Source organism: Kitasatospora sp. GAS1066B, from assembly GCF_041262605.1.
Taxonomy (GTDB): domain Bacteria; phylum Actinomycetota; class Actinomycetes; order Streptomycetales; family Streptomycetaceae; genus Kitasatospora.
Genome location: NZ_JBGCCO010000004.1, coordinates 134,049 through 160,777 on the forward strand (window position 1 = coordinate 134,049; position 26,729 = coordinate 160,777).

A 26,729-nucleotide genomic window follows, 5' to 3' on the forward strand; every position below is an offset into this window, starting at 1 on the left:
CCCCCTGGCGTCCGGTCAGGCGCGGGTGAGGACGGAGGCCAGTCGGGCTGTGACGTCGGAGATCGGGCCCATCGCGTCGACGCGGCGGAGCAGGCCGCGCTGCCGGTAGTGGTCGGCCAGCGGCGCGGTCTCGGCGTGGTACAGCCGTTGGCGGTGCAGGACCGTCTCGGGCTGGTCGTCGGCGCGCTGGTACAGCTCACCGCCGCAGCGATCGCAGACACCGGGCAGCACCGGCGGTGCGGAGTCCAGGTGGTGGGTGTGGGCCGGTTCGAGGCGGCAGATCCGGCGGCCGGCGATCCGGCGGACCACCTCCTGGTCCGGCAGGTCGAGCAGGAGCGCCGCGTCCAGGGCGCGCTCGCCGGCCTCCAGCAGCGAGTCGAGCGCCCGCGCCTGCTCGATGCTGCGCGGGAACCCGTCGAGCAGGAAACCCTCGGCGGCGTCGGGTTCCCCGAGCCGGGACCGGACCAGCGTGACGGTCAGGTCGGTCGGCACCAGCTCTCCGGCTGCCAGGAGTTCTCGTACCTGGTCGCCGAGCGGGGTGCGGCGGTTGATGTGGTCGCGGAACAGGTCGCCGGTGGAGATGTGCGGTACGCCCAACTCCCCGGCCAGCAGGCCTGCCTGGGTGCCTTTGCCCGCGCCTGGCGGGCCGAGCAGAACGATGCGCATGGAGAGCCTTTCTCGGTCGGCCGACTGCCTGACTGCCAACTGCCTGACTGCCAACTGCCTGACTGCCTGGCAACCTAACTGCCTAACTGCCTAACTGCTCGCGACAGTCCGGGGACGCGGGGTGGGTGCGGGCAAGCTGACGGTCTCGACGGCGACTTGACGTCGGCTCAGGATCGCGACGAGACCGGCGGACAGCAGCATCATCGCGCCGGCCAGCCAGAGGCCGGGTTCGGTCGAGCCGGTGAGGTCCTTGAGCCAGCCCGTGACGTACGGGGCGGCGAAGCCGCTGAGGCTGCCCACGGTGTTGACCACGGCGATGCCGACCACGGCCGCGTCACGGCTGAGCATCTCGGTGGGCAGCGCCCAGAACACCGGGATGGCCGACAGGACGGCGACCGCGCAGACGGTGATCGCGGCCATGGTCAGCAGCGGGCCGTGCAGGTAGAGCGCGAACGGGATCACCGCTCCGGCCACCAGGGACGGCCAGATGACGTACGGCGCCCGCGATTCGGCGCGCTGGGCGCGCCTGGCCCAGCCGACCAGGACCGCTGCGGCGACCAGATAGGGGACGGCGTTGATGAGGCCGCGCTGGATGATCGAGAAGTGGTGGCCGGCCTGGGTCTCGAAGCCGCCGATGATGGTGGGCAGGAAGAAGCCGAGCGCGTACTGGCCGTAGATGATGCCGAAGTAGGCGAACGCCAGTCCCCAGACCCGCGGCGCCGGCAGGCTGCCGGACCAGCGGCGGCTCGCGGGCGGGCTGGTCGGCGTGGCGTCCTGGTCGAGGCGCGAGCGCAGCAGCTGCCGTTCCGCTCCGGTCAACCAGCGTGCCTGTTCCGGGCCGTCGGGCAGCAGGTACCAGACCACGACCGCGAGGGCGAGGGCCGGCAGCCCCTCGAAGAGGAACATCGACCGCCAGCCCGCGAGGCCGAACAGCCCGTTGCTCCACTGGATGAGCAGCGCGGAGAGCGGTGCGCCGAGGGCCGTGGAGAGCGGGAGGGAGAGGAAGAACCAGGCGGTGAGCCTGGTGCGGACCTCGCGGGGGAACCACATCGTCAGGTAGAGCACGATGCCGGGCAGGCAGCCGGCTTCCGCCATGCCCAACAGCAGCCGGGCGACCTCCAGTTGGCCTGCTCCCTGGACGTAGGCGGTTGCGGTGGCGACCACGCCCCAGGAGACCAGGATGCGCACCAGCCACTTGCGGGCGCCGAATCGGCGCAGCGCCAGGTTGCTGGGCACCTCGAGAAGGGAGTAGCCGAGGAAGAAGATGCCCGAGGCCAACCCGAAGGCGGCCGAGCTCAGACCCAGATCGTGGTTCATGCCGTTCGGGCCGGCGAAGGCGATGTTGCTGCGGTCGAGGTAGCTCACCAGGTAGAGCAGGCCCAGCAGTGGCAGCAGCCGTACGGCCGCCTTGCGGTAGACCGCGCGCGCCGCGCCGTCCTCCGGCCGGCTCCGCTTCGGTCTGACTCCGGTCGGCGGGGTCGCGATTCGGGACATGGGTTTTCCCCCAGAGAGTGTGTGCGGACCGCGGGCGCATTTTGACATGAGCGCGGAAGCCGCGAGATCGATGGAGTTTCCGAGCAGGTCTCGGCCGATCCGGCCGGAATATCAACTGCTTTCGGATCCGGCGTGACGCTAAATGAATGCGAGTGCACAGCGCAAGCTTTTTCGAATCTGCGCAGGTCGGCCTCCCCGGTCGCGGGGCGGGCGGGATCGCGGTTGACAACCAGACCGCACGTGCGGTTTGCTTTGTCCAGTCACCGAAGCGGACCGCGTCCGCCATCCGAGACGGGATCATGAATTGGCTGGTCAGACCCTTGCCGAGAAGGTGTGGAACGCACACCTGGTGAGTCGGCAGTCCGGAGAGCCGGACATCCTCTACATCGACATGCACCTGCTGCATGAGGTGACGAGCCCACAGGCGTTCGACGGGCTCGCACTGCGCGGTCGAAAGGTCCGGCACCCGGAGCTCACGCTCGCCACCGAGGACCACAATGTGCCGACCTCGGACATCTTCCGTCCTATCGCCGATCCGGTTTCCCGGGCTCAGGTCGACGCGATCCGTGAGAACTGCAGGAAATTCGGCGTGAAAATCCACGCACTGGGAGATCCCGGTCAGGGAATCGTCCATGTCATCGGTCCCGAGACGGGTCTCACCCAGCCCGGTATGACGGTGGTCTGCGGCGACTCGCACACCTCGACGCACGGCGCGTTCGGTGCGCTCGCCTTCGGCATCGGCACCAGCGAGGTCGAGCACGTCATGGCCACCCAGACGCTGCGGCTGCGCCCGTTCCGCACCATGGCCGTCAACCTGATCGGGACCCCGCAGCCCGGGGTCACCGCGAAGGACATCATCCTCGCGGTGATCGGCCGGATCGGCACCGGCGGCGGCCAGGGCCACGTCATCGAGTACCGGGGCGAGGTGCTCGCCGGGATGTCGATGGAAGCCCGGATGACCATCTGCAACATGTCGATCGAGGCGGGCGCCAGGGCCGGCATGATCGCGCCGGACGAGACCACCTTCGGCTATCTCAAGGGCCGCACCTACGCCCCGAAGGACGAGCGGTGGGACGCCGCCGTCGAATACTGGCGCACGCTGCGCACCGACGAGGACGCGGTCTTCGACCGGGTGGTCGATGTCGACATCTCCGAGCTGACCCCGTACGTCAGTTGGGGAACCAACCCGGGGCAGGTGGCCCCGCTGGCCGCCACGGTGCCCGCGCCGGGCGACTTCGCGGATCCGGTCAAGCGCGCGGCCTGCGAGCGGGCCCTGGAGTACATGGACCTGACGCCTGGTCAGCCACTGGCCGGGATCGCGGTCGACACCGTCTTCCTGGGTTCCTGCACCAACGGCCGGCTCGAGGACCTGCGGGCGGCGGCCGAGGTGTTGCGGGGCCGCAGGGTCGCCGGAGGCGTGCGGATGCTGGTCGTCCCGGGCTCGGAGCGGGTCCGCGAGGCTGCCGAACTCGAGGGTCTGCACCAGGTGTTCCTGGACGCGGGCGCGGAGTGGCGCAACGCCGGCTGCTCGATGTGCATGGCGATGAACCCGGACTTCCTGCAGCCGGGCCAGCGTGCCGCCTCCACCTCCAACCGCAACTTCGAGGGCCGGCAGGGCGCGGGCTCCCGCACCCACCTGGTCTCACCGGCGGTCGCCGCCGCCACCGCCGTCGCCGGGGCGCTCTGCTCCCCGGGTGCGCTGCCCGCCGCCGAGTCCCTCCCCGCCCAGCACACCGCCGAGGTCTGACCATGGAAGCCTTCCGTATCCACACCGGCCGGGTCCTGCCGATGCGGCGCAGCAACATCGACACCGACCAGCTGATCCCGGTCCGCTTTCTCAAGCGCCTCACCCGTACCGGCTACGCGGACGGCCTGTTCGCCGCCTGGCGCGAGGAGCCCGGCTTCGAGCTCGACCGGCCCGAGTACCAGGGCGCGACCGTCCTGGTCGCGGGACCCGAGTTCGGCACCGGCTCGTCCCGGGAGCACGCCGTCTGGTCGCTGCTCGACCACGGCTTCCGGGTGGTGATCTCCTCCCGCTTCGCCGACATCTTCCGCGGCAACTCGCTCAAGAACGGCCTGCTGACGATCCAGTTGGACCAGGAGGTCGTGGAGGCCCTCTGGGAGCGTGCCGAGCAGGCCCCCGACCAGCCGGTCACGGTCGACCTGGAGGCCCTCCAGGTGCGCGCCGCGGACCTGACCGTCGACTTCGAGCTCGACCCCTACCACCGCATGCGCCTGCTGGAAGGCCTCGACGAGATCGACGCCACCCTGCGGTACGAGGACGCCGTCCGGGCCTTCGAGGCCACCCGGCCCAGCTGGTTGCCGACGGTCGAGGTCGCCTGAATCCACACCGACAACGGCAGAAAGGGGGGAACCATGCTCAGCGGCGTCAGGGGATTCACCGCCTACCGCATCCTGTCCCGTAGCTACTTCCACCTGACCATCCTCTTCGTCTACTTCTACGACCGGCAGCTGTCCATCCCCGCCGTCGAGGCCGTCCTGGCGGTCTACGGGGCCGCCCTGGCCCTCGCCGGACCGGTGGTCCGCCCGATCGCGGCCCGGCTCAGCCTCACCGCGACGGTCGGGCTGGGCGAGGCGCTCAAGGCGCTCGGCCTGCTGCTGCTGGCCGCGCCCGGTGGCACGCCGGTCGCGGTGGTGGCACAGATCATCGCCGCGCTCGGCTTCTCGCTGGCCAGTGGCACTGACTCGGCGCTGCTCTCGGAGCTCTGCCGCCGGGACGGCGAGGACGCCCGCGGCTGGGAGAGCCGCAGCGGCTCGCTGACCTTCATCGCGGCACTGATCGCCGGCATCGCCGGCGCGGTGCTCTACCAGGTGGGGCGTGAACTGCCCTTCATCCTCTCGGCGGTGATGTCGGCGCTGGCCGCGATCGTCGTGGTGAGCGTCGGGCGCGGGCTGGAGCACGTCGCCGCCCCGGCCGGGAAGCCCTCGCAGGCGGCCGCCGGGCGAGCGGGGTTCGGCCCGGTGCTGCGGTGGAGCGCCTTCTACACCGTGGTCCGCGGCTCGGTGCTCGCCCTCTTCATCGGGTTCCTGCCCTACTTGCTGTACGTGCGACTGCACGCCTCACTGCCGGTGTTCGGGCTGATCCTCGGCTCGTACACGCTCAGCGGCTACTTCAGCGCCCGCTTCGCCAAGCCGCTGGTCGAGCGGCTCGGGGCGCGCGGGACGGCCGTGGTGTCCGTGGGCCTGACCGGTCTCGGGCTGCTGGTGCTCCTCTGGCAAGAGAACGTCGCCGGGGCAGCCGTGGCCACGGTGGCGCTCGGCGCCGGTGTCGGTGGCGTGCGGCCCATGGTGGTCGGTGCGGTGAACGCGGCGCTGGCCGACCGTCCCGCCCTCGAGCGGGCCGCCGCGCTGCGCGGCAACGAGGCGCGGTTCGCCGCCTTCAACACGCTGCTGATCCTGCTGGCCGGCGTGGCCCTGGACCGGGTTCCGTTCTCGCACCTGGTGGCCGGCATCGCCGCCGGCTACCTGGCGGTGGCGGCGATCGTCCTGGTCGCGCTGCCCCGCCCGCACGCGGCGGCCGCTCCGGCGGCCCAGCCCGCGACGGCTTCCTGAAACCTGACGCTTCATCACTTGTCAAGAAAGGCACACATCATGGCCGACATCCGGCACCGGGCCGCGCTCAGCAACGCCCTCGCCCAGGAGATTCTCGCCGCAGCCGTGCAGGCGGCGGAGGGGCTCGGCATCCCCTCCGCCATCGCGGTGGTCGACGAGTCCGGGCACCTGAACGCCTTCGCCCGGATGGACGGGGCGGCGCTGCTCACCATCGACATCGCCCAGGACAAGGCGTACACCGCGGCCGGCTTCGGCCTCGGCACCGACTCCTGGCACGAGTTCGTCAAGGACGACGCACCGCTCGCCATGGGCGCCCCGACCGGGATCCGCCGCCTGATCGTCTTCGGCGGCGGGCTCCCGATCAGCGTGGACGGCCAGGTCGTCGGCGGCGTGGGCGTCAGCGGCGGCCACTGGTCGGACGACGTCAAGATCGCGAAGGCCGCGCTCGACGTCCTCTCCTGACTCCGTCCCCTGACGCCGTTTCCTGGCTCCGTCTCCTGACTCCGCGGGGGCTCTGCGCCTCCTGCGGTCCGGTGGTGCGGCCGGTACCCCCGGCCGGCCGCACCACCATCTCCAACCAACACACCTGTGAACAGAAGGACTTGACCATCATGACCGTCACCACGCCCGAGACCGTCACCGCCGAGGCCATCGCCGCGCACCTGAAGGAGTTCATCGTGGACTCGCTCTTCATCGACATCGACCCGAGCGAGATCGGCGACGACTCGCTGCTCGGTACCGAGATCGGTGTCGACTCGCTCGGCTTCGCCGAGCTCATGGCCCACCTGGAGGACACCTACTCGATCGCCATCTCGGACGGCGAGTTCCTGCCCGAGAACTTCGCCACCGTCCAGCGCATCGTCGGCCTGGTCCTCGGCAAGCTCGGCGGCGCGGCGCCGAACGCCGCCTGACGACACGTCACACTGAGGGGGACAGTCAAATGATCATCAATGTGGAGCATCCGGTCGAGGATGTCGAGGTGGACGAGTTCGAGGTGGTCCACTTCGCCAACTACGTGCGCTGGTACGGGGCCGCGCTGAAGGAGTTCCTGGCCCGCTACAGCGAGCCGGCCGGCTTCTTCGGCGACGGGATCGAGGTCCGCGTCGCCAGGGTCCGTGCGTCGTACAGCAGTTCCGCCCGGCGCGACGACCGGGTGTCGATCTCGATCAGCCGGGTGGACAACCAGGGCCGATCGCTGCGCCTGCACTTCCGCGCCGAGGCCCGGGGCGAGTTGCTCGCCCGCGCCGAGCTGAACCTGGTCTTCGTCCGGACCGAACCGTACGGCCTGGTCCGGGTACCGGAGGCGCTCGCCGCCCGGCTGGCCGCCGAGCAGGCCGAGTCGGCCGCCCGGCGCGACCCAGCGGGGAGAGCCGCATGAACGGCGCTACCGCTCGCACGGTCGCCGTGGCCGCCGCAGGCGCGGTCACCTGCCTCGGCGACTCGGTCGAGTCGACCTGGTCGGGCCTGCTGGCCGGCCGGACCGGTCTCGGTCCGATCGACCTCTTCTCCGTCGAGAACCGCCGCAGCGCGACCGGCGGCGTCGTCCCCGGCCACGCCGGACTGCGCGGCGGGGCCCGGCTGGCAAAGCTCTGCACCGGTGCCCTGGCGGCGGCGCTCGGCGACGCGGCCGAGGCAGGCCTGACCGCCGAGCAACTGGCCGAGGCCTGGGTGGTGCTGGGGATCAGCCTCGGCGACATCTTCGAGCAGACCGGCCTGGACGTCGAACTCGACCACTTCTGGGAGGAGGTGGCCAGGCCGCTCGGCCTCACCGGACCGGTGATCCCGCTCTCCTCCGCCTGCTCCTCGGGCACCGACGCGGTGGCCTACGGCGCCGACCTGGTCACCTCGGGCGCCGCCCGGGTGGTGCTGGCCATCGGCCTGGACTCGCTGGAGCCCGGCAAGTTCACCGGTCACTCCGGTCTCAAGACGATGTCCCCGGACCGCTGCCGCCCCTACGACGCCGAGTCCGACGGAACGACCCTCGCCGAGGGTGCCTGCTGCCTGGTGCTCACCGCCGGCGGACTGCTCCGCGAAGAGCCGCTCGGCTGGGTCCGGGGCTGGGCCGCCTCCACCGACGTGGAGTCGCTGACCTCTCCCGACATGTCGGGCCGCAACGCCTCCCGCATGATCGCCGAGGCGCTGGCCATGGCGAAGGCGGACGCCGGCCAGGTGGGCTACCTGAACGGCCACGGCTCCGGCACTCCGGTCAACGACGAGATGGAGGCGGCCGTGTACCGCGCCGTCTTCCCAGCCCTGGACGTGCCGGTCTCGGCCACCAAGGGCGCGCTGGGGCACACCCTCGGCGCCACCGGCACGGTCGAGGCGCTGGCCACCGTCCTGGCGCTGCGTGAGCGGACCGCCCCGCCGACCGCGGGTCTGCGCGAGCCGCACCCGCGCTGGGCGGGCGTGCCGCTGGTCACCGACAGCCCGGCCGAGCTGGACGACCGCGAGCTGGGCGTCAGCGTCACCTACGGCTTCGGCGGGGCCAACTCCTGCCTGGTCGTGGCCGGCGGTGCCCGATGAGCCGCGTACTGGTGATCACCGGTGCGAGTGGCCTGGTCGGCGCCGAGCTGACCGCCGCGCTGCTGCCCCGGTTCGACCGGGTGCTGGCGCTGAGCCGGGGAGCCGCCGATCTCGGCGCGCTGCGGGCCGCGGTCCGCGCGGCCCGCCCCGGCGGGGCCGAGGAGACCCGGTTGCTGGACCGTCTCGATGCCATGCCGGTGGGCGAGTTGAGCCGCGGGGCGCTCGCCGCCCGGGGCATCGACGAGATCGCCCAGGTGTGGAACGTGGCGGCGGAGCTCTCGTACGACCACGCCAGGCTGCGCGAGACGGTGGCGGCCAACACCGCTGCCCCGTTGCGGCTGCTCGACCTCTGCCGTCCGACGGAGCGGTTCTTCCAGATCTCGACCGTCGGCGTCACCGGACCCGGCCGGCGCGGCCTGCGCCGGGTGATCCGCGAGGAAGCGCTGTGGGAGGTCGACGCGGTCAACCCGTACGTCGTCGCCAAGCTGATGGCCGAACACCTGCTCGACGCACGCGGCGAGGCGACCGGACATCCCGTCAGCTCGCTGCGGATCGGCTCGGTGCTCGGACCCGCGCACCGCGCGCCGGTGCGCCGCAACCGGGCCGGCTACTTCACCCTGGCCGAGATGACGGCCCGCGCCCTGCGCTCAGGCCGACCGCTCTCCCTGGACGTCGACCCGGCGGGCACCCCGCCGCTGCTGCACGTCGACGATTTGGCCGCCGCCTGCCGCGAGCTCGCCGAGCGGGCGCGGACCGGCGCCGAGGTCCACGGCTACTACCACCTGGGCGACCAGCGGCTGACCAACCAGGCGGCCGCCGCGGCGGTCAACGCCGAGCTCGGTGCCGAGGTGCTGCGCATCGGCGAGCACCGCACCGCGCTCGACCGGGCGCACGCCGCGGTCAACGCGGACAACCTCGCCTTCATGGACTGCGCGTTCACCTTCGACCGCACGGTGCTGGAGTCCCACCTCCCGCCGCTGGCCACCCCGCGCGTCAACGCCGCCTCCTACGCCGGGTTCCTGGCGCGCGAGGTGCGTGGCGCGGGTGCTGCCACCGCCGCGAGGAGGGCCGCGTGACGCCCCGGGTGCTGGGCGCACCGCTGACCGTGACCCCGGTGGCCGACGGCCACGGCGGCTGGTCGGCCGAGCTGGAACTGGACCCGGACTGGCCGATCTTCGCGGAGCACTTCCCGGGCAACCCGATGTTCCCCGGCTCGCTCACCGTCCGGCTGATGTCCGCCCTGGCGGAGAGTGCCCTCGGCGCGGCTCGGTACGAGGTGCGGGAGGTCCGGTTCGGCACCGCCCTGGTGCCACCGGCCGTGGTCCGGCTCCGCGCGGTGCCGGACCCGGCGCGGACCGACACGCTGCGTTGCCAGGTCCTGCTGTCCACCACCGACGGAGAAACCGTCGCCGCCCGAGGGGAGGTCACCCGCCATGTCCACCGATGAAGCCGAGTCCACCGATGAAGCCGAGTCCGCCAGCGAAGCCGAGTCCACCAGTCAGTCCGGGACCCGGCCCGTCGTCATCGTGACCGGCGGTGCCCGGGGCATCGGCCGGGCCGTCGTCGAACGGCTGGCCGGCGCCGGGTACGACGTCGAGTTCACCTATCTGACGTCGCGTCAGGCCGCCGACGAAGTGGTCGCGGCCACCGAGGGCCGGGCCAGGGCCTCCCGGGTCGACGGCCGCGATCCGGTGCAGGTCGCCGATTTCGTGGCCGCTGCGGCCGGCCGGGGTGCGCTGCAGGCGCTGGTCAACAACCAGGGGCTGACCATCGACAAGCTGGTCGGGCAGGTCACCTGGACCGACCTGGAGGAGCTGCTGGTCACCAACCTGGGCAGCGCCGTCACCTTCACCCACGCGGTACTGCCGCACCTGATCCGGGGCCGCCGGGGGGACGTCGTCTTCATCTCATCCCAGGCCCGGCGCAACGCCCGGGTGGGCAACGCGATGTACGGCGTCTCCAAGGCCGCGCTGACCCGTTACGCGGCCAACATCGCGCTGGAGGGCGCCCGGTTCAACGTGCTCGCCAATGTCGTCGAGCCCGGATTCGTCGAGACCGACCTGACCCGCAGCATGCTGACCGGCAAGGCCCGGCAGAAGTACCTGCTGGAGATACCGCTGCGCCGCCTGACCCGGCCGCGTGACGTGGCCGAGGTGGTGGAGGCCCTGGTGCTGCGCCGCCCGTCCCTGGTCGGCGCGGTGCTGCCGGTCGCCGGAGGTGCCCAGCTGTGATCACCGAACGAGGGGAACGAGAGATGCTCACCGCCGAACAGCCCACGCCGGTCCGGGCGGCCGGCCTGCTCGCCGGCCGGCGCGGGCTGGTGCTGGGCGTGGTCAACCAGCGCTCCATCGCCTGGGGGATCGCCGAGCGGCTGGCCGCCGAGGGTGCCGAGCTCGGCTTCACCTACCGCAGCAGGTCGGCCGGGCAGTGGTTGGCCCGCGCCACTCCGAGGCTCGGCGGGCAGCCGTGGCTGTACCGGTGCGATGTCAACGATGACGGCGAACTGGCCTCCGTCGGCGACGAGTTCGCCAAGGCCGGCGGTGCCAGGGCCGGTAGTGCCGGAGACGGTGCTGCCGAGGCTGGTGGCGTCGAGGGCGGGAAGATCGACTTCGTGGTGCACGCCGTGGCCCACGGCGACCGCGAGGAGTTGGCCGGCGGCCTGGCTTCGACCAGCCGCAAGGGATTCACCGAGTGCATGGAGTCCTCGGTCTACTCGCTGATCGGCCTGACCGGCGCGCTGCGCCCCCACCTCTCGGACCGGGCAAGCATCCTGACGCTCTCCTACCTGGGCTCCGAGCGGGTCTGCCACGGCTACAACGTCCTCGGCGTGGCCAAGGCCGCGCTGGAGTCCGCGGCCCGCTACCTGGCGGCCGAACTGGGGCCGCAGGGCACCCGGGTGAACGTGCTCTCCGCCGGGCCGATGCGCACGCTGGCCACCTTCGGGCTGCCGAACTTCTCGGCCTCGATGTCCCAGCGTGCCGGACGCAGTCCGCTCGGCCGGGCGATCAACACGGCGGACGTCGCGGGCACCGCGCTCTACCTGCTCAGCGACCTGTCCTCGGGGGTGACCGGCGAGACCGTCTACGTCGACGCCGGCTACCACATCATGGGCACCTGGCCGGGCGAGCCGAGCCATGACTGAGCTGCTCAGTGCGCCCGCCCGCACGGCGACCGGCTGGTTCCTCGCCCTGTGCGGGCCGCTGGAGACCGCTACCGACGCGGACGGCCACATCACCGCCCGGGCCGACTACCTCCAGCCGCCCGACCTGCCGGCGCAGGCCCTGGAGGCGCTCGCCCTGGAGGCGCTGCACCAGATCAGCTGCCGGCTGGCCGCGCTGGCCAGGGGAGCGGAGCGCTGCGTACCGGCCCGGCTGGTGGAGTTCCGGGCCGTCGACGCGGTCGACGCCGTCGATGTCGGCGAGTCCGGCGCACCCGCCGAGCAGGGCGTGCTCCGGGCCCGGCTGCTGAGGTCGGGCCTGCTGTCCACCGTGGCGGCCTCGCTCGTCCACGGTTCCACCACGTACCACGCGACCGTCTGCGCCCAGGAGATCAGGGGAAGGTGAACATGAACGCAGTTGTCTTCGACGGCCTGCCCGGCCTCTACCGGCTCGGCCGGGCCGTGGTGCTCGCCACCCCAGGCCGACTGGACGCGGTCCATGCGGTGGCGACCGCGACCGCGGTGACCGAGGTGTCCCAGCGCAAGCTGCGCGGCCGGCTCGATCCGGCCTCGCTGCTGGCCGAGCTGGCCGCGACCGAGCTCGCCGCCGTGCAGCCGTCCGCCGCCGAACCGGCCAGGCGCGGGGTCTTCCTCGCCAGCCGGCGCGGCAACCAGGAGTCGGTGCGCCGATTCTCCGGGGAACTGGCCTCGGGGCGGCGCAGCCCCGCCACCTTCTCCGGCGCCGGGTACAACATCGTGGCGCAGAGCGCGGCCCGCGCGCTGCCCGCGCACGGCCCGTCCGTCGTGCTGGCCGGACGCCGGGCGAGCCTGGACGGGGCGCTCTTCCTGGCGGCCCTGCGGCTGCGGTCCGGGGCGGTCGACACCGCCTACACCGGCCTGGTCGGCTGGGTGCCGGGGGAGGGCGGGCCGGCCGGCGGTGAAGGTCTGTGCGTGCTCACCACCCTGACCAGGGCAGCTGCCCTGCCCGAGGCGGAGGAGCCGCACCGGATCGACCCGAGCGCCGCCTTCGAGGCGACCCGGGCCGGTGCCCGTCCGCTCGGGGAGCTCGGGCCCGAGGAGGTCGCGGCGCTGCGCCGGATCGACGCGGCCGCCGGAGCGCCGGTCCTGGTGGGTGCCGCATGACCGCGCCCATCCTGAGCAGCCCGGACCGGACGACCGCCTGGATCCACCCGCAGGCCGAGCTGGTCGAGCACCGGGCCGCCGGGGTCCGGGTGCTGCGCAGCGCCGATCTGCTGGAACTGGTCGAGCACCGGGCCGCGGACTGGCAGCGGCTCGGGCTCGCCCCGGGGGAGCGGGTGATCGTCGCCACCGGCAGCAGGCTCGGCACGCTGCTGGACGTCGCCTCGGCCTGGGACCTGGGGCTGGTTCCGGTGCTGCTCTCGGACAGCCTCGCACCCGAGAGTTACCGCATCCTCGCCGAGCACACCGGCGCGGCAGCCGTGCGGGCGACCCCCGCCGCCGCGCGCTCCTGGTCCGCCGGCCCGGCCCGACCACTGCCCGGACGGGACCAGGACGCGGTCCTGCTGGACCTGCGCGGCGACGGCGGACCACGGACGACCCCGGATGGCCCGGACGTCCCGGCCGAGGAGCCCACCCTGGTGCTGGCCACCTCCGGCAGTACCGGCCTCCCCAAGGCCGTGGTGCACCGCCGGTCGAGCCTGCTGCACAACGCCGCCATGCACTGGTCCAGCGTCGGGGAACCGCGACCCGGTGACCGCTATCTGCTGTCCCAGTCGCTGTTCTTCTCCTCGGCCTTCGTCTGCGGCGTGCTGGGCGTCCTGGCCCGGGGCATGCAACTCTCGCTGCTGGAGCCGCCGTTCGCGGTGACGGCGTGGGCAGAGGTGGCCGCCCGGCGGGAGATCACGCACACCGCGCTCACCCCGCACCTGCTGATGCGGCTGCTCACGGCCGGCGTGGAGCTGCCCGGCAGCCTGCGTCAGGTCACGGTCGGCGGCGACCGCCTGGGCCGTACGGCGGTCGGCGAGCTGCGCCGCAGCGGGGTCCGGGAGATCTTCACCACCTACGGCCTGACGGAGGCGGGCCCCCGGGTGGCCACCAACCGGCTGGGCGAGGACCCGACGGACTGGGACACCCTCGGGGAGCCGCTGCCCGGCGTGGAACTGCGCCTGGCCGACGGCGACGCGGGCCCCGGCGAGTTGCTGGTCCGGACGCCGACCGCGCAGGCCGGGTGCTACCGCGAGGGCAGCTTCGCGGGCTGGCCGGCCGGGACCGAGGTGCCCACCGGCGACCTCGGTGAGCTGACCTCGACGGGCCGGATCCGGCTGGTCGGCCGGGCCCGTCGGGTCGCGTCGGTCGCCGGGGAGAAGATCTACCTGGGCCTGGTGGAAAGGGTGTTGGGCGAGCACCCGGCGGTCGGTGCGGCGCTGGTCGCGCTCGACGCGGACGGTGTGCTCGCCGCCAGCATCCTGCCCCGGAGCGGCGCGGCCGTGTCGCCGCAGGACCTGCGCGGGTGGTGCCGCGGACGGCTGCGCGCGGTCGAGATCCCGCGCCGGTTCACCGCCGTCGATGCCGGCACCCGGCTGAGCAAGTAACGGCCGGCCGGCATCAATCAACTGACACAACGTCAACCGACTGACACAGATCGAAACTGACAGAGCATCAAGAGAGGCTGAAGCCATGAGCACTGCCAATCCCACCCAGGCCGTCGGGAAGGTCGTCCACCCCACCGACGACAATCTGCGGGTCGCCGCCGAGCTGATCACCAACGGTGGTGTGGTGGTGGCCCCGTCGGACACCAACCTGGCGCTGACCCTGGACCCGTGGAACCGTGCCGCGGTCGAGCGCGCCTTCGCCATCAAGCGCCGGCCGCCGACCTCGCCGCTGACCCTGTTCGTCCGTGACCCGCAGGACTGGCGGGACTACACCGTCGTCCCGCAGTCGCTGGTGACCCCGGTGGAGCGGCTGACCGCGGCCTTCTGGCCGGGCCCGTTCAACATCATCCTGCCGCGCAACACCCGGGTCCCGGACCACCTGGTCTGCGGCGGTCCGACCGTCGCGATCGGCTGCCTGTCCAACCCCACCATCCAGCGCCTGCTGGAGTTCACCCAGAAGCCGGTCGCGATGACCTCGGCCAACCTGTCCGGCCAGGCCGACGGTGTGCTGGTGGACCTGGACCTGGCGGTCACTCAGATCGGCGAGGCCGTCGACCTGGTGATCCGCGGCGGCAACCAGGGCACCACGCTGTCCTCCACCATCGTGACCCTGGTGGACGGCCGGTTCCGGATCCAGCGCGCCGGCGATGTCACCGCCGAGCAGATTCGCGCTGCCCTGGGCGACCGGGCCGATCTGCTGGCCGCCTGACGGACCGGAAGTATCCGTCAGGCGGCAGGTGCCTGGAGGGGCCGGAGGAGTCCGACGGGGTGGGAGGGTCGTCCTTCCACCCCTCGGGGCGCTCCGGCGAGCCGTCAGGCGGCGGCCGGCGACCCTTCCAGTCGCAGCTCCGGCAGGGCCTCGGGCCGGGCCAGGTTCGGCAGGACCAGTTCCCACATCGAGGTGATCCGTCGGTCCAGATCCTGGCGGCCGCTGAGCACCTCCGCGATCAGCTGGATCCCGGTGAACATGCCGACCAGGGCCTCGGCCGCGGCGTCGACGTCCACCCCGTCCCGCAGGGCGTCCTCCTCGCGGGCCACCAGCAGCAGCGCGCGCACGCCGGCGATCCACTGGAGGTAGGGCGTGGGGTCGGGGCTGGAGAAGGAGCCGTACTCGATGACCAGCCGGACGGCGCCGCGCGCGATGGGATCGGTCCGCAGGCCGTGCGCGAAGCGGTGCGACAGGTCGATCAGCCCCTGAAGCCCGGAGCCCTCGGCGCTCTCGCCGCCCGCCAGCCAGTTCGCCTGCTCCGCCACGACGGCCTTGGCGAGGTCCTCCTTGGACGAGAAGTGGAAGTAGACCGCGCCCTTGGTCACCCCGGCGGTCGCCAGGATCTGCGCCATGCTGGCGCTCGCGTAGCCGTGTTCGGCGAACACCTGGGCCGCCGCTTCGAGCACTTTCGATCGGGTCTGGACCGCTCGCTCCTGTTGTGCCATGACTCTTCTTTCCGAGGGTGTGGGGAGATTCGGTGCGAGCTCCACTGCTAGAAACCGCACGGTAGGTACTTTACTCTGCGTGGTTCAGCGTCACCAGGCCACGGAAGTCGTGCTCCGCCCCACCAGCGCGGCGGCCACCGCCACCTCGGTCCCGGCCAGGCCCACCGAACAGAACACGGTCAGCTCGTCGGCCGCGGTCCGGCCCGGGTGCGCCCCCGCCACCACCTCGCCCAGCTCCACCACGCGCCGCTGGTCGAAGAGGCTGTCCGCGGCCAGCTGCGCCCGGGAGTCCGTGCACACGGCGTCGGCCCGGGACCGCAGGTCAGGCGGGATCTCGTGCCGCTCGACGCCCTTGAGGCCGAGCGTCTGCAGATGGGTACCGGGCGAGAGCCAGGAGGTCTCGATCACCGGCACCTCGCTGCTGGTCGCCAGCACGACGATATCCCGCTCCCGCACCGCCTCCGAAGCATCGGCCGCGACCCGCACCGGGAGGCCGAACTCCCGTTCCGCCCGGGCGGCGAAGCGCGACGCGCTGGTCCGGCTGCGCGAACAGACGACTACTTCGTCAAGTTCACGGACCGTGCGGATCGCCCAGAGCTGGGCCCAGGCCTGCGGACCGGCGCCGACCAGCCCGATCGACCGGGCCTGCGGCCGGGCCCACAGATCGACCGCGACGGCCCCGATCGCCCCGGTCCGCCGGGCGCCCAGCTGATGGCCGGTGACCAGAGCCCGCAGCGATCGCCGGGGCGTGTCCCAGAGCGCGACCAGTTGCTCGGATCCGCTCAGCGTGTCGTACACCCGGAAGCCGTGCCACTCGCCGTCCAACTGCCCGGCGGTGAAGACCAGATCACCCCCGTTCAGCTCCGCGTGCACCCGCGCGGGGGCGCTGAGTCCGCCGCTGTGGTGCGCGAGCAGGGCCTGGCGGACCGCGGTGATGGCGGTGGCCGGGTCGAGCCGGGCCCGGACGTCGGCGTCCGAGAGTAGAAGGGGAGGCATCCGACGATTCTCCACCGGCTCCGTGGGGCGCGGAAGGGCGCTGCTGGTCCGCGTCCACCGGGTGCGCAGCCGGCGATCAGGCGCCCGCGGTCACGGCCTTGAGCTCGTCGAGCGACTCGCGGAGCACGGCTGACAGTTCCCGCTCGGCGTCCTGCTGGAGCCAGCGCTCGAACCCGACCTTGAAGACGGCGATCCCCGCCTCGGCCGCCAGGCTCGCGGCCGGGTCGGGGACGCCGCGCCCGCGCAACGCGTCCGCCAGGGCTGAGGCGAGTGCGGCGAGCTTGATCAGCTCGCGCTCCTGCAACTCCGGGTGCGCGGCGATGATCGTCTGACGCTGCCGGGAACCTTCACGGCCCCCCTGGAACTCGGCGCCGACCGCCTCGAGCGCTGCGCTGATCGCGTCGATCGGCGGCGCGGTGTCGGGTGCGCCGGTGACCGCGGTCGCCAGGAGTTCCTCCAGAGCGCGCGCGCCCCCGAACAGGACCTCGCGCTTGTCGGCGAAGTGCCGGAAGAACGTCCGCTCGGTGAGCCCCGCCCGCTTGGCGATCTCCGCCACCGTGGTCTGTCCGTACCCGCGCTCGACATACAGCTCGAATGCCGCCTGCTGCAGGCGGCCACGCGCGTTCGGTTCCCATCGACCCATGGCCCGATTCTATGCGATGACAGTAGATGACATCAGCTCGCATCGGAGCTAGGCTGATGACAGCGCCTGACATCGACTGTCGGGCGAGTGGTCGCGACCCGTCGGTCGCGGACCCTGTCACGAGAACAGCCGCTCATCTGGAGGTCTTCTCATGCGTGTCTTCGTCACCGGCGCGTCCGGCTGGATCGGATCCGCTGTCGTTCCCGAGCTCCTCGACGCAGGTCACCAGGTCGTTGGGCTCGCTCGTTCGGACGCCGCAGCGGCAGCCCTCACCGCGGCGGGCGTCGAGGTGCAGCGCGGCACGATCGACGACCTCGACAGCCTGCGGAACGCGGCTGCCGCGTCGGACGGCGTGATCCACCTCGCGTTCAAGCACGACATCGCCTTCAGCGGCGACTTCCAGGGCGCCGCCGACGCGGATCGCCGTGCCATCGAGACCTTCGGCGACGCCCTCGCCGGTTCCGACCGGCCGTTCGTCATCGCCTCCGGCCTGTTCGGGCTCGCCCAGGATCGGGCGTCGACCGAGCAGGACGGGCACGGTCCCGTCACCTCGACCGGCGTCGCGGAGGCCCGGCGGGCCAACGCCGAGCTGACGCTCTCCCTCGCGTCGCGCGGCGTCCGTTCGTCCATCGTGCGCCTGGCGCCGACGGTGCACGGCGAAGGTGACCACGGTTTCATGGCGACCCTGGTCGGCAACGCCCGCGAGAAGGGTGCCTCGGGCTACCTCGGCGACGGGGCCAACCGCTGGCCCGCCGTGCACCGGCTCGATGCCGCACGGCTGTTCCGCCTCGCGCTGGAGCAGGCCCCGGCGGGATCGACGCTGCACGGCGTCGGGGAAGAGGGCGTGCCGATCCGCGCCGTCGCCGAGGTGATCGGGCAGCGGCTCGGCATCCCGGTCGTCCCGGTCGCTCCCGAGCAGGCGGGCGAGTACTTCACCTGGCTGGCCGGCTTCATCGGGCTCGACATCCCCGCCTCGAACGCGCTGACCCGCGAGCTGCTGGGGTGGGAGCCCAAGCAGCCCGGACTGCTCGAGGACCTCGCCGCCCACTACGGCTGATACTGCTGACCGGCGGCGGCTGAGCGGGGCCGCCGCCGTCGTGCCGAAGCCGCGCCGCCACCGTGCCGTAGCACGGTGGCGGCGCGGCTTCGTGTCCCTGGGCGCGCCGGCCGGTGCGCCCGTCAGTGCCCGACCCGCTTCGGCAGCCGGGTCCCCAGCGCGATCACCACGAGCGTGAGCGCCAGTTGCAGCGTCAGCACCAGCGCCAGCGCGTGTTGCATCCCCATCGACGACGAGACCGACAGGAACAGCGTGCCGAGCGTCGCCACGCCCAGGGCCAGGCTGGACTGCTGGGTGGTGGCCAGGATGCCGCCGCCGACGCCGGCCCGCTCCACCGGCACCTCGGAGAGCACCAGGCGGATCAGCGGCGGCATCACCAGGCCCTGCCCGGTACCGGCGAGCGCCATGCCCGGCAGCAGCGTCAGCGGGCTCAGCCCCGACCAGTCGGTGAGGACGGTGGCCACCAGCACCCCCAGGCCGACGACTTGGACGATCGCGCCGGTCACGATCACCTTGGAGCCGAAGCGGGCCAGCAGCCGGGGCCCGGCGAGCGAGGCGGCGAAGAAGCCGACCGCCATCGGCACCATCGCGAAGCCGGAGGCGATCGGGCCCTCGCGCAGGCCGAGTTGCAGCGCGACGGCCATCACCATCATGAAGCCGCCGAAGCCGGCGAAGAACGGCACGGCCATGGTCAGCCCGGTCCGCAGCCCGTGCACCCGCAGCAGCGACATCGGCACGAGCGGGATCCGCCCGGCGCGCTCCGCCGCCCGCTCCACCGCGACGAAAGCGGCCAGCACGAACGGGAAGGCGGCCAGCAGCACCCAGGTCCACCAGGGCCAGCCGAGCGAGCGGCCCTCCATCAGCGGGACGAGCAGCGCCAGCAGCGAGGCGGCGAGCAGCACGGTGCCGGGCAGGTCGACCCGGGCCGGGTGGGCGGAGCGGGTCTCCGGCACCGCGCGCAGCGCCAGCACCGCGGCGACCACCGCGACCGGAACGTTCACCAGGAAGATGAACCGCCAGCCGGTGCCGAACAGGTCCGCCGAGAGCAGCACCCCGCCGAGCACCTGGCCGATCACCACGGCGATGCCGCCGACGGCGCCGTAGATGCCCATCGCCCGGGCCTTGCGCTCGCCCTGGGTGGCGGACTGGATGGTGGCCAGCGCCTGCGGCAGCATCAGCGCGGCCGCGGCGCCCTGCGCCACCCGCGCCGCGACCAGCGCGAGCGCGGTGGGCGCGACGCCGCAGGCCAGCGAGGTCAGCCCGAAGGCCAGCGCACCCGTGATGAACAGCCGGCGGCGCCCGTAGAGGTCGCCGAGCCGACCGCCGAGCACCAGCAGCACCGCGTAGGCGATGCCGTACCCGGCGACGAACAGCTCCAGCATGGCCGGACCGGCGGAGAGGTCGCGGTCGATGGTCGGCAGCGCGACGTTGACGATGAAGAAGTCCAGCATCGGCAGGAAAGCGCCGAGCAGGACGGTGATCAGGCCCAGCGTGCTCAGTTTCGGTTGAGCGGTGCCGGCCTTCGGCGGAGCGGTCAGGTGCTCGGGCTGCGTGGTGTCGGGCTGCGTGGTGTCGAGCCCCGGCTGCACGGGCGAGTTGCCGCCGAGGCGGGTGACGCGCGGTAGCACGTTCGCCCGGCTCGCGGTCGTGCGGAGGGAGGTGGTCTGAGTGCTCACGGGTACTAGACTCGGCCCTGTCTCAGCCTGGTACCAGAGTGTGGTTATCCAGGTATAAGAAGTACCTGGCAATGGGATCGGCGCAGGGGCATCCTAGAAGACATGGCAGCAACCACCGCACCCGCCACCACCGCACCCGCCGCTCTCGAACTGGTCCACTCGGCCTCCGGGCCCGACCAGGTCCGACGCCGCGAGCTGGCCGCGTTCCTGCGCAGCCGGCGCGAGCGCATCTCGCCCGACCAGGTCGGTCTGCCCGCCGGAGGCCGGCGCCGCACGCCGGGGCTGCGCCGCGAGGAGGTGGCGCAGCTCGCCGCCGTCGGAGTCACCTGGTACACCTGGCTGGAACAGGCCCGGGACATCCAGGTGTCCGCCCAGGTGCTGGACGCGATCGCGCGCGGACTGCTGCTGAACGCCGGGGAGCGCGAGCACCTCTTCATCCTCGCGGGCGCCGCCGACCCGTCGCCGGCCAAGGTCTGCCCGGTGGTGACACCCGCCGTGCGGGCGGTCCTGGACCAACTGGGACCGCTGCCCGCCTGCGTGGTCAACCCGCGCTACGACCTGATCGCCTACAACCGGGTGTACCGCCGGCTGGTGGGCGACCTCGACGCCGTCCCGCCCGAGGACCGGAACATCATGTGGCTGGCCTTCACCGACCCGGCCTGGCGCGAGGCGCTGATCGACTGGGAGCGCGCGACGCACTCCATGGTGGGCAAGTTCCGTGCCGCGATGGCGGATCACGTCGCCGAGCCGCCGTACAAGACCCTGCTGAAGAAGCTGCTGCTGGCCTCGCCCGAGTTCGCCGAGCTGTGGGAGCGCCATGACGTCGCCGGCACCGGCGACGGTCAGAAGCGGTTCCTCAACTCCCAAGTCGGCCTGCTGAACTTCGACTTCACCAACCTCTGGCTCGGCCCGCGCCCCGGCTACCGCATGATCACCTACGCTCCGGCCGATCCGGAGACCCGGGCCGGGCTGGAGCGGCTCGCGGCGATGTGACTGCGGGTCAGGATCTTTGGGACAGGAACGGGACACCGTCACAGCCCTGTCCTGGCACGGTGCTCAGCCTGGTTTGACCGTGCTCGGCCGTGTGACCCTGGTGGTGGTCGCGGCGGGGAGCCGCGAACCGACATCCTTGGGAGGGGTCCAGATGCGTGTTCGGCGTGCCCTGGCGGCAAGTGTGGTGGCGGTCGTGGCGGGGTTGGCGCTGACCGCCTGTCAGGACGATGTGAGCGGCAGTGTGACCACGGGCGCCGGGCAGCCGACCGCCGCGCGGACCGGCAGCGGGTCCACCGGCACCGGATCCACCGACACTGGGTCCACCGGCAGTGGCTCGTCGGGCTCGTCCGGTTCAACTGGCTCGTCCGGCGCGGCGGCGAGTGGCCACTGCACCACCGCCGACCTGGGCATCAGCACGTCCGTGGGCAAGGCGACACCGCCGGAGCCCGACCTGGCCTCGGTCAACGTCTCGTTCACCAACAAGGCAGGCGCGCGCTGCACGCTCTACGGCTTCGCCGGGGTGGACCTGACCACCGGCGAAGGCCCCACCTCGGTGCCGCGCGGCCCGCACGACGGGAGCACCGTCACCCTCGCCGCCGGGGCGAGCACCCAGTTCACCATCTGGTACCGCACCAATCCCCCCGGCCACCCCGGCACCAAGGTCACCGGTATGACGATCACCCCGCCCGGCGAGACCCACTCGGTCAAACTGGCCTGGCCCGGCGCCGAGTTCGCCACCGGCGCCGACGCGGGCGGGACGGACACCCTGTACCTGGAGCCGGTCGGCTACCACGGCTGACCTGCCGGCCCCGCACCGCTCGCGTCAACGGTGCGGGGCCTGGTCAGGGGCGGGCGGTTACTTGGCGGGACAGGGGACGACGAGCGAGTCGACCTCGCCCTGCGTGGGTGCGACGACGACGGCGTTGACGCCGAGCGCGCTCATCGCGGTGTCGGTGCCGGCGGCTTCGGTGTCCTCCGGCACGTAGACGCACTCGCCCAGCAGGCCCAGCGCGATGGTGCCCTCGGAGGCGTACTCGGGGGCGAAGCCGGTGTTGTCGACGACCTCGGCGTAGGCGCCGGCCTGGACGGTGAAGGTGGGGCTGGTGGCGTACAGCGCCTGGTTGTCGATGACGGCCGGGTCATCGCTCTGGTAGTCCGCAGTGGTCGTGTAGAGGCAGACGCTGTCGAAGGGGCAGCCGTGGTCGGAACTGGCCGGTGCGGCAAGGGGGGTGGCGGCGGGGCGGGTCACTGCGGCGGACCTGGCGGCGGTGCCGCTGAGGTTGTCGATCCAGGACCGCAAGCCGGGCTCGGCGACATCGGCGAAGACGGCGGGGTAGTCCGAGGTGCAGCCGAACTTGCCCCAGGAGACGATGCCGACCAGCACGGCCGTGCCGCCCTGGTCCTGGACGAGCGGGCCGCCGCTGTCACCGTTGCAGGAGGTCAGCCCGTCGTTGGCGCCGCCCGCGCACATCATGTTCTTGGTGATCAGGTTGATGTCGCCCCATCGGCCGTTGCAGGTGGCGCGGTCGACGACGTTCAGGCCGGCGTACTGCGCCTGCACCGGAAGGGGCGCCCCGTACGCCGTCCTGCCCCACCCGGCCACCTGAACCGCCCCGGACGCCACCGAGCCGGCAGCGGCCAGCGGGATCGCGGCGGCGTTGACGCCGTCCAGCGGGATCGGGCTCGACAGCTTGAGGACCGCGAGGTCGTTGTCGATCGTCGAGCTGCTGTAACTCGGGTGCATGATGACGCGGTTGAGGGATGCCTTCGTCCCGGCGGTCCGGTTCGCCGAGCCGTAGGAGACCTTGAGCGAGGACGTCGTGCCGCCGTCCGCGCAGTGCGCCGCCGTCAGCACCGTGGTCGCGTCCAGGATGGCGCCGCCGCAGATGTGCGAGTCGCCGAAGATGCCGGAGGACACGACGGACACCAGGTAGGGGAACTGACCCTGGGCCGCGTCACTGCCGCCGACGACCGCGCCGGCCGGTGGCGCGGCGACGAGTCCGATCAGCAGCGCGACGATCGCGACCAACCCCTGCGTAAGCCTGCTCTTGATCATCTCGGAATCCCTCCCCATCCGGCACTGGGCCCGATGCCCGTGCCGTCGGCCGGGGTTGATCATAGGGAGCTGACGCGAACATGACGGGCTGTTACGGGAAACTCGATCCCTCCGAGCGAACACCTCACCCGTCGGCGCGCCGCCGTGCCGTGATCCGCTAGGGTCTCGCTTCGCCGTGTCGCGGCGACGTGGTGAGCGTGTGGGGCAAGTTGAAGCAGCACCGCGGGCACTGACCGGCGGCTGGGGCCATCAGCTGAAGGGCGCGGCCCACAGCGGGATGCGGCGCAGATCGTCCAGCGTGCACCGCAGCCCGGCCAGCGCGCAGAGCACGCGCAGGTTGATCGCCCCGTCCGGTTCGCCCTCGTCGAGGTCCTCCTGGTCGAAGGTTCCGGCGGCCTCGACGGCGTCGCGCAGCGCGGCGGGGATCTCCTCCTCCTCGTCAGCGGTCGGGTCGAGTTCCTCGTAGACCGCGAACAGCGACTCGCCGTCGACCGCGTACTCGAGGTTCGTGTCCGCGTTGATGCTGAAGGTGCTGGTCGCCGCCTCCCTGCCGGTAGCCGACAGCAGCGTCGCCGGGGTGTCGCCGTCGAGTGTGAAGCCGGTCAGCCCGCCGTCGTCGTAGACGAACGTCCAGTCGCCCACCCGCCCGGCCAGCAGGACCGCGCCGCTGTCGGTCGGGCCGATCGCCGCCCGCGCGAGCGACGTCCACTCGTCGGGGCGTTCGGCGGGCAGCTCGCAGGAGGTGATGAGCGCGGGCTTGGCACCGAGCGCCAGCAGGGCGTCCTGCGGGCTCAGGTCGCGGACCACGTGCACGGTGTGGTTCGGGTGCTCGGACGCCAGGTCGGTGATCCAGACGGGGGTGCCGTCCTCGTCGAGCGTGTCTGCGGGGAAGCCGGGGGTCGGCATGTTCTCTCCTCGGGCGGATGGTGCTTCGCTTGAGGACACGGATGGGGAGCGCTCGGCGGATCAATTCCGGTTGCAGCAGGCCCTGGCACTTGGAGCAGGTCGACAGCCATGCGGGGGCCGAAGCCGCTGGCGGGTCAGAAGGGGCTCAGCTCGTCATTGGCCACGTCCACCGATTCCGCCACCGAACCATCCGAAAATCCGATGGCCGGATCGTGCACGCCGACCTACGCTCCGACCATCATGAAGTTCCGTGTCGAGTTCACCGAGCAGGCGGGAAGGCTCCGCGACTACCTCCCACCCGCTGACCGGCGGTCGCTGTTGAGGCTCGTCAGCAAGATCGCCGAGAATCCCTACGGCCCCGACACCCACCTCGCCTACACGAACGACGACCTCACACGGTCGAGTTGGTCCGATTCCGCCATGGTGAAGTACATCGTGGTCCCGGCTTGGAAGGTCGTCTACGTCGTGGAAGCGGACATCTACGACGCGGACCGGGGTTTCAACATCATCTGAGGCCGCGCCGCCCAACGCTGCGAACGCACCCACAACCGCAGCGAGTAGCGTCCGCTGGAGCGGCCCCCGCCGCGAAGTGCAGCCCCTGCTCCCCGCCTGGCGCGGACGAGTGAAATTCCCTCGAAGCCGCCCGCCGCCACGTGCCGGGCCGCCAGGATTGGCCGGGTGACCGCGACCACGCCCGCCCGCCCCGCCCCGGCAGACCTCTGGCACCACTACGGCCGCAACCGGGCCGCCACCGACCGCACCGTCCCCTCCTCCTTCTTCTGGACCTGGGGCCAGGACACCGGTCCGGGCGCCGAACTCCTCGGTGCCCTGGCCGGCCGGCACGTGGCCGACCTCGGCTCCGGCGCCGCTCGCCACGCCGCCCACCTCGCCGTCCAGCACAACCCCGCGCAGGTCGACGCCATCGACGCATCGCCCGCCCAGCACGCCATCGCGCTCGACCTCTACAGCCATCTCGCGCCCACGCTGCGACCCGTCCACGCCGACGTGACCCAGCACCTGATCGACCACCCCGACCACTACGACGCCGCCTACAGCGTCTTCGGCGCCGTCGACTTCGCCGACCCCCGCCGGTTGCTGCCCGCCACCGCCACGGCGCTGCGTCCCGGCGGGCTGTTCGTCGTCGCCACGCTCGGCCACTACCTGACCGGCGCGCCGGCCGAGCCGGATGTCGTCCACGCCGACATCCCGGCCAAGAACCCCGATGGCACCGCGGCGACGATGCGCCGCTGGGTCCTCCAGGAGCACGTCTGGACCAAGCTGTTGGACGAGGCAGGGTTCACCGGCATCACCGCCGACCTCCTGCCGCCGGCTACGCCGGGCCCGCGCGCGGCCGACACCCTGCTGCTGCGCGCCTGCCGCCAGCCCTGAACCTGCTCGCCCAGTAAGGGGTGTCGTTGACGGTGACCAGCAGTCCGTGGCGCGCCGTGGCTACTACTGCCCCCACTGCTCCTTGGTGATCTCGTACCGCACGCCTCCATGCTCGGAGCCCTCGATCATCTCCATGTCGGCGGGAGTAGGGATGGTGTCCGCGAGCGTCATTTCGAGCTTCTCCATGACGTTGCGCGAACCGTGGTTCACGGACATCGTGTCAGCCCAGACCATGCGCACACCGAGCTCCGTGAACGCCTTGCCCAGCAAGGCTCGCGAGCCCTCGGTGGCATAACCCTTGCCCCAAGCCGCTTGCCGCAGCCGGTAGCCGAGCTCGACTTCGTCCAGCGGGCCCTCCGGCTCGGGACGCAGGATGAACCAGCCGATGAACGCGCCGCCGTCCTTCTCGTGCGCGGCGAACAGTCCGAGGTCGCCGCCCCACTTCTCGTAGCCGGCGAGGATGTTCGGCAGGTGGCGCTCGCGGACGACCTCCGGTGCTGTCGGATTGCCGCCGGTCAGGTAGCGCATCACCGCCGGGTCGCTGTCCAGCTCGATCAGCAGGTCCGCGTCATCGGCAGTGAAGCGGCGCAGGGCCAGGCGCTCGGTCTCCAGGTAGGTGTCCACGAGTCGATCATGCCTGAAGCTGGTCGGACAGCCCAACGGTTTTCCTCGGCAACGGGGGCGCCCTGGTGCCCGCCCGAGGGTCACCGCCCAGGCCCCCGCAATGACCTGTGCAAGAGGCCACTTGGGCAGGGAAAACGCAACTTCGACATGGGGCGCGGAGGCAGCTACCTTCACCTGGTCTTCGGCTATCGCCCACGGCCGCACAGGAGTTCCTTCAGGCCGAGCCGCCCGCAGGTCCACACCAGGCACCCCCAACCAGGGAGAGACGCATGCCCCATCTTGCGCTGTACACATTCGGCGTTCTGAAGTCACCTCTCGCCGATCCCGCACCTCTCACGAACGAGTTCTACGACAGCGGCGAGGCCATCTACCGGAAGATCAGCCAGCACCCCGGGTACCTCGCTCGCGCTGAAGCGGCAGACGGCGACCGGGGCGCACTCTTCGACTTGGACTGGGGTGCATGGGGAGAGTTCGCCGTACCGACCTGGTACGGCAAGGGTCGTACGGTGGAAACCACCGCCCTGGCCGCGACCCTCTCACTCTGGACCGACCTGCACCTCGCCTTCGACGCCATCTACACCGGTCTGCACCGTGGGGCGCTGAACAGGCGTTACGACTGGTTCGAGAGGACAGGACGCCCGAATTACGTGTGCTGGTGGGTCTCTGACGGCGTGACACCCACCTGGCAGGACGGGGTTTCCAGGCTGGAACACCTCCACGACCACGGCTCCGCGCCGCACGCCTTCACCTTCCACCACTCGTTCGCCCCGGAGGGAACTCCGACCAGGATCGAAGGCATCGGGTCGAAGAGCGACCAGGTTCGCTGACAAGGAAGCCTGAACGACCAAAGGTGATGTGTCAGTACCAGGGGCGAGGGTCAGGTATCGACAGTTCGAGTACCAGGGATGG

At 71.9% G+C, this 26,729-nt stretch carries 30 protein-coding genes; 21 read left to right on the forward strand and 9 right to left on the reverse strand.

Features of this window, described 5'->3' with window-relative positions; all coding sequences use genetic code 11:
• Positions 1 to 15: 15 nt before the first annotated feature.
• Both ABH937_RS05550 and ABH937_RS05555 read right to left on the reverse strand, forming a co-directional pair.
• Positions 16 to 666, reverse strand: a complete 651-nt coding sequence (locus ABH937_RS05550) for an adenylate kinase (RefSeq protein ID WP_280688851.1) — start codon at positions 664 to 666, stop codon at positions 16 to 18.
• A 90-nt stretch (positions 667 to 756) separates the two neighbouring features.
• Positions 757 to 2,160, reverse strand: coding sequence for an MFS transporter (locus ABH937_RS05555; protein WP_280688852.1), 1,404 nt, complete (start codon positions 2,158 to 2,160; stop codon positions 757 to 759).
• Positions 2,161 to 2,464: 304 nt separating this feature from the next.
• Here ABH937_RS05555 and leuC point away from each other — a divergent pair, with 304 nt between their 5' ends.
• From leuC to ABH937_RS05630, 15 genes are all read left to right on the forward strand, one after another.
• A complete protein-coding gene (leuC, locus tag ABH937_RS05560; protein ID WP_280688853.1) occupies positions 2,465 to 3,907 on the forward strand; it encodes a 3-isopropylmalate dehydratase large subunit in 1,443 nt (480 codons plus the stop codon).
• Between the two features lie 2 nt (positions 3,908 to 3,909).
• A complete protein-coding gene (gene leuD, locus ABH937_RS05565; RefSeq protein ID WP_280688854.1) occupies positions 3,910 to 4,503 on the forward strand; it encodes a 3-isopropylmalate dehydratase small subunit in 594 nt (197 codons plus the stop codon).
• A 33-nt stretch (positions 4,504 to 4,536) separates the two neighbouring features.
• Positions 4,537 to 5,733, forward strand: a complete 1,197-nt coding sequence (locus tag ABH937_RS05570; RefSeq protein WP_280688855.1) for a hypothetical protein — start codon at positions 4,537 to 4,539, stop codon at positions 5,731 to 5,733.
• 39 nt (positions 5,734 to 5,772) lie between these two features.
• A complete protein-coding gene (locus tag ABH937_RS05575) occupies positions 5,773 to 6,195 on the forward strand; it encodes a heme-binding protein (RefSeq protein WP_280688856.1) in 423 nt (140 codons plus the stop codon).
• Positions 6,196 to 6,344: 149 nt separating this feature from the next.
• Positions 6,345 to 6,644 (forward strand): acyl carrier protein, encoded by a 300-nt coding sequence (locus tag ABH937_RS05580; RefSeq protein ID WP_280688857.1) that lies wholly within the window; start codon positions 6,345 to 6,347, stop codon positions 6,642 to 6,644.
• A 29-nt stretch (positions 6,645 to 6,673) separates the two neighbouring features.
• The gene (locus tag ABH937_RS05585; protein WP_370217381.1) at positions 6,674 to 7,111 is read left to right on the forward strand and encodes an acyl-CoA thioesterase; all 438 of its coding nucleotides are present in this window, start codon (positions 6,674 to 6,676) and stop codon (positions 7,109 to 7,111) included.
• On the forward strand, positions 7,108 to 8,256 hold the full coding sequence (locus tag ABH937_RS05590; protein ID WP_280688859.1) for a beta-ketoacyl synthase N-terminal-like domain-containing protein: 1,149 nt from the start codon (positions 7,108 to 7,110) through the stop codon (positions 8,254 to 8,256). Before ABH937_RS05585 ends, ABH937_RS05590 begins: the two co-directional genes overlap by 4 nt.
• On the forward strand, positions 8,253 to 9,332 hold the full coding sequence (locus ABH937_RS05595) for an NAD(P)-dependent oxidoreductase (protein ID WP_280688860.1): 1,080 nt from the start codon (positions 8,253 to 8,255) through the stop codon (positions 9,330 to 9,332). The genes ABH937_RS05590 and ABH937_RS05595 overlap by 4 nt, the downstream gene beginning before the upstream one ends.
• A complete protein-coding gene (locus tag ABH937_RS05600) occupies positions 9,329 to 9,703 on the forward strand; it encodes a hypothetical protein (RefSeq protein ID WP_280688861.1) in 375 nt (124 codons plus the stop codon). Before ABH937_RS05595 ends, ABH937_RS05600 begins: the two co-directional genes overlap by 4 nt.
• Positions 9,690 to 10,487 (forward strand): SDR family oxidoreductase, encoded by a 798-nt coding sequence (locus ABH937_RS05605; RefSeq protein ID WP_280688862.1) that lies wholly within the window; start codon positions 9,690 to 9,692, stop codon positions 10,485 to 10,487. Before ABH937_RS05600 ends, ABH937_RS05605 begins: the two co-directional genes overlap by 14 nt.
• Positions 10,484 to 11,398 (forward strand): enoyl-ACP reductase, encoded by a 915-nt coding sequence (locus ABH937_RS05610; protein ID WP_280688863.1) that lies wholly within the window; start codon positions 10,484 to 10,486, stop codon positions 11,396 to 11,398. Before ABH937_RS05605 ends, ABH937_RS05610 begins: the two co-directional genes overlap by 4 nt.
• On the forward strand, positions 11,391 to 11,819 hold the full coding sequence (locus ABH937_RS05615) for a hypothetical protein (RefSeq protein WP_280688864.1): 429 nt from the start codon (positions 11,391 to 11,393) through the stop codon (positions 11,817 to 11,819). Before ABH937_RS05610 ends, ABH937_RS05615 begins: the two co-directional genes overlap by 8 nt.
• 2 nt (positions 11,820 to 11,821) lie before the next feature.
• On the forward strand, positions 11,822 to 12,556 hold the full coding sequence (locus tag ABH937_RS05620) for a beta-ketoacyl synthase N-terminal-like domain-containing protein (RefSeq protein ID WP_280688865.1): 735 nt from the start codon (positions 11,822 to 11,824) through the stop codon (positions 12,554 to 12,556).
• A complete protein-coding gene (locus ABH937_RS05625) occupies positions 12,553 to 13,986 on the forward strand; it encodes a class I adenylate-forming enzyme family protein (protein WP_280688866.1) in 1,434 nt (477 codons plus the stop codon). Before ABH937_RS05620 ends, ABH937_RS05625 begins: the two co-directional genes overlap by 4 nt.
• An 85-nt stretch (positions 13,987 to 14,071) precedes the next feature.
• The gene (locus ABH937_RS05630) at positions 14,072 to 14,755 is read left to right on the forward strand and encodes an L-threonylcarbamoyladenylate synthase (protein WP_280688867.1); all 684 of its coding nucleotides are present in this window, start codon (positions 14,072 to 14,074) and stop codon (positions 14,753 to 14,755) included.
• A 104-nt stretch (positions 14,756 to 14,859) separates the two neighbouring features.
• Here the strand turns inward: ABH937_RS05630 and ABH937_RS05635 are convergent, their stop codons facing one another.
• The 3 genes from ABH937_RS05635 to ABH937_RS05645 all read right to left on the reverse strand — a co-directional run bounded on the left by ABH937_RS05635 (position 14,860) and on the right by ABH937_RS05645 (position 17,119).
• On the reverse strand, positions 14,860 to 15,480 hold the full coding sequence (locus ABH937_RS05635; RefSeq protein WP_280688868.1) for a ScbR family autoregulator-binding transcription factor: 621 nt from the start codon (positions 15,478 to 15,480) through the stop codon (positions 14,860 to 14,862).
• Positions 15,481 to 15,570: 90 nt separating this feature from the next.
• Positions 15,571 to 16,476 (reverse strand): ornithine cyclodeaminase family protein, encoded by a 906-nt coding sequence (locus tag ABH937_RS05640; protein WP_280688869.1) that lies wholly within the window; start codon positions 16,474 to 16,476, stop codon positions 15,571 to 15,573.
• Between the two features lie 76 nt (positions 16,477 to 16,552).
• A complete protein-coding gene (locus tag ABH937_RS05645; protein ID WP_280688870.1) occupies positions 16,553 to 17,119 on the reverse strand; it encodes a helix-turn-helix domain-containing protein in 567 nt (188 codons plus the stop codon).
• A 151-nt stretch (positions 17,120 to 17,270) separates the two neighbouring features.
• Here ABH937_RS05645 and ABH937_RS05650 point away from each other — a divergent pair, with 151 nt between their 5' ends.
• Entirely contained in the window at positions 17,271 to 18,176 is a 906-nt protein-coding gene (locus tag ABH937_RS05650; protein WP_280688871.1) for an SDR family oxidoreductase, read from the forward strand.
• Positions 18,177 to 18,298: 122 nt separating this feature from the next.
• Here the strand turns inward: ABH937_RS05650 and ABH937_RS05655 are convergent, their stop codons facing one another.
• Positions 18,299 to 19,852, reverse strand: a complete 1,554-nt coding sequence (locus ABH937_RS05655; RefSeq protein WP_370146260.1) for an MFS transporter — start codon at positions 19,850 to 19,852, stop codon at positions 18,299 to 18,301.
• 102 nt (positions 19,853 to 19,954) lie between these two features.
• Between ABH937_RS05655 and ABH937_RS05660 the strand changes: the two genes are divergently transcribed.
• Together ABH937_RS05660 and ABH937_RS05665 are read left to right on the forward strand one after the other, a co-directional pair.
• Entirely contained in the window at positions 19,955 to 20,845 is an 891-nt protein-coding gene (locus tag ABH937_RS05660) for a helix-turn-helix transcriptional regulator (protein ID WP_280688872.1), read from the forward strand.
• 151 nt (positions 20,846 to 20,996) lie between these two features.
• Positions 20,997 to 21,644, forward strand: a complete 648-nt coding sequence (locus ABH937_RS05665; RefSeq protein WP_280688873.1) for a DUF4232 domain-containing protein — start codon at positions 20,997 to 20,999, stop codon at positions 21,642 to 21,644.
• Between the two features lie 57 nt (positions 21,645 to 21,701).
• On the opposite strand, the gene ABH937_RS05670 is transcribed toward ABH937_RS05665, so the two are convergent.
• A complete protein-coding gene (locus tag ABH937_RS05670) occupies positions 21,702 to 22,901 on the reverse strand; it encodes a serine protease (protein ID WP_370217386.1) in 1,200 nt (399 codons plus the stop codon).
• A 249-nt stretch (positions 22,902 to 23,150) separates the two neighbouring features.
• Positions 23,151 to 23,807 carry a DUF6461 domain-containing protein gene (locus ABH937_RS05675; RefSeq protein ID WP_280688875.1) on the reverse strand — a complete coding sequence of 219 codons (657 nt, stop codon included), beginning with the start codon at positions 23,805 to 23,807 and terminating at the stop codon, positions 23,151 to 23,153.
• A gap of 240 nt (positions 23,808 to 24,047) precedes the next feature.
• Between ABH937_RS05675 and ABH937_RS05680 the strand changes: the two genes are divergently transcribed.
• Together ABH937_RS05680 and ABH937_RS05685 are read left to right on the forward strand one after the other, a co-directional pair.
• Complete coding sequence (locus ABH937_RS05680) at positions 24,048 to 24,320, forward strand: hypothetical protein (RefSeq protein WP_280688876.1); 273 nt, start codon at positions 24,048 to 24,050, stop codon at positions 24,318 to 24,320.
• A 165-nt stretch (positions 24,321 to 24,485) separates the two neighbouring features.
• Complete coding sequence (locus ABH937_RS05685; RefSeq protein ID WP_280688877.1) at positions 24,486 to 25,196, forward strand: class I SAM-dependent methyltransferase; 711 nt, start codon at positions 24,486 to 24,488, stop codon at positions 25,194 to 25,196.
• 63 nt (positions 25,197 to 25,259) lie between these two features.
• Here ABH937_RS05685 and ABH937_RS05690 read toward each other — a convergent pair whose 3' ends face one another.
• Positions 25,260 to 25,820 (reverse strand): GNAT family N-acetyltransferase, encoded by a 561-nt coding sequence (locus ABH937_RS05690; protein WP_280688878.1) that lies wholly within the window; start codon positions 25,818 to 25,820, stop codon positions 25,260 to 25,262.
• Between the two features lie 269 nt (positions 25,821 to 26,089).
• On the opposite strand from ABH937_RS05690, the gene ABH937_RS05695 reads away from it, so the two are divergent.
• Positions 26,090 to 26,647: a DUF3291 domain-containing protein gene (locus ABH937_RS05695; protein WP_280688879.1), complete on the forward strand. Its 558-nt coding sequence runs from the start codon at positions 26,090 to 26,092 to the stop codon at positions 26,645 to 26,647.
• The last annotated feature ends 82 nt before the right edge of the window (positions 26,648 to 26,729 follow it).